The organism is Rothia sp. HMSC078H08, assembly GCF_001808955.1.
Lineage (GTDB): Bacteria > Actinomycetota > Actinomycetes > Actinomycetales > Micrococcaceae > Rothia.
This window is the reverse complement of the sequence record NZ_KV795237.1, coordinates 1-2,099: the sequence shown is the minus strand read 5'-3', so window position 1 is coordinate 2,099 and position 2,099 is coordinate 1. Positions and strand designations below refer to the sequence as shown.

Sequence of the window (2,099 nt, the reverse complement as noted above, 5' to 3'; positions counted from 1 at the left end):
TCTGTATAGTTGTATGAGTCGCCGCGGCGAGGAGGAAAAAACGAAGAGTTTTCTTCGGTGTTTCTCCTAGTCAGAAGCGGTTTGACTGTCTTTCAATTGTATAGTGTTTTGGTTTCTTGCTTAGAAGAATCTCAGGTTGCCTGTTGGTGATGGTGGAGGAGTTTAGGGAAGAAACATTGTGGTGTGAATCACGGAAAACGGATTTGCATGGCAAACAAGACGCTGGTATAGTTGATTGAGTTGCCGCGGGAACGCGGTAACAATGAAAATAACATGAATGACCGTTCAACGGTAAGACTTCTCGAAAGAGTAAGTTGAGGTGTTGAATCGGTGTGTTGCTTGAGAACTCAATAGTGTGCTTTGTTCAATAAAATCACCGAATGGTGATGGAAACTGAAACTAATACCAAATATTTATTGATATTTGATAATCATCAAATGGTTTCAAATTTAGTCAGCTTGAGTCACGCACCCCCGTGTGTGATTCGCTGTTTGAGATCAGATTATCAAGCTTTTCTATTTTTTCAACGGAGAGTTTGATTCTGGCTCAGGACGAACGCTGGCGGCGTGCTTAACACATGCAAGTCGAACGATGAAGCCTAGCTTGCTAGGTGGATTAGTGGCGAACGGGTGAGTAATACGTGAGTAACCTACCTTTAACTCTGGGATAAGCCCGGGAAACTGGGTCTAATACCGGATACGACCAATCTCCGCATGGGGTGTTGGTGGAAAGCGTTATGTAGTGGTTATAGATGGGCTCACGGCCTATCAGCTTGTTGGTGAGGTAACGGCTCACCAAGGCGACGACGGGTAGCCGGCCTGAGAGGGTGACCGGCCACACTGGGACTGAGACACGGCCCAGACTCCTACGGGAGGCAGCAGTGGGGAATATTGCACAATGGGCGCAAGCCTGATGCAGCGACGCCGCGTGAGGGATGACGGCCTTCGGGTTGTAAACCTCTGTTAGCAGGGAAGAAGAGAAATTGACGGTACCTGCAGAGAAAGCGCCGGCTAACTACGTGCCAGCAGCCGCGGTAATACGTAGGGCGCGAGCGTTGTCCGGAATTATTGGGCGTAAAGAGCTTGTAGGCGGTTTGTCGCGTCTGCTGTGAAAGGCCGGGGCTTAACCCCGTGTATTGCAGTGGGTACGGGCAGACTAGAGTGCAGTAGGGGAGACTGGAACTCCTGGTGTAGCGGTGGAATGCGCAGATATCAGGAAGAACACCGATGGCGAAGGCAGGTCTCTGGGCTGTAACTGACGCTGAGAAGCGAAAGCATGGGGAGCGAACAGGATTAGATACCCTGGTAGTCCATGCCGTAAACGTTGGGCACTAGGTGTGGGGGACATTCCACGTTTTCCGCGCCGTAGCTAACGCATTAAGTGCCCCGCCTGGGGAGTACGGCCGCAAGGCTAAAACTCAAAGAAATTGACGGGGGCCCGCACAAGCGGCGGAGCATGCGGATTAATTCGATGCAACGCGAAGAACCTTACCAAGGCTTGACATATACTGGACCGCATCAGAGATGGTGTTTCCCTTCGGGGCTGGTATACAGGTGGTGCATGGTTGTCGTCAGCTCGTGTCGTGAGATGTTGGGTTAAGTCCCGCAACGAGCGCAACCCTCGTTCTATGTTGCCAGCACGTTATGGTGGGGACTCATAGGAGACTGCCGGGGTCAACTCGGAGGAAGGTGGGGATGACGTCAAATCATCATGCCCCTTATGTCTTGGGCTTCACGCATGCTACAATGGCCGGTACAGAGGGTTGCGATACTGTGAGGTGGAGCTAATCCCTAAAAGCCGGTCTCAGTTCGGATTGGGGTCTGCAACTCGACCCCATGAAGTCGGAGTCGCTAGTAATCGCAGATCAGCAACGCTGCGGTGAATACGTTCCCGGGCCTTGTACACACCGCCCGTCAAGTCACGAAAGTTGGTAACACCCAAAGCCGGTGGCCTAACCTTTTTGGAGGGAGCCGTCTAAGGTGGGATTGGCGATTGGGACTAAGTCGTAACAAGGTAGCCGTACCGGAAGGTGCGGCTGGATCACCTCCTTTCTAAGGAGCACATTTAGTTGGCCATGCTGCCCGCGAGTGTCGGGTGGG

General features: G+C 52.1%; 1 rRNA gene. It reads left to right on the top strand.

Features of this window, described 5'->3' with window-relative positions:
• The first annotated feature begins 523 nt into the window (after positions 1-523).
• A 16S ribosomal RNA gene (locus HMPREF2528_RS01100) occupies positions 524-2,051 on the top strand.
• The last annotated feature ends 48 nt before the right edge of the window (positions 2,052-2,099 follow it).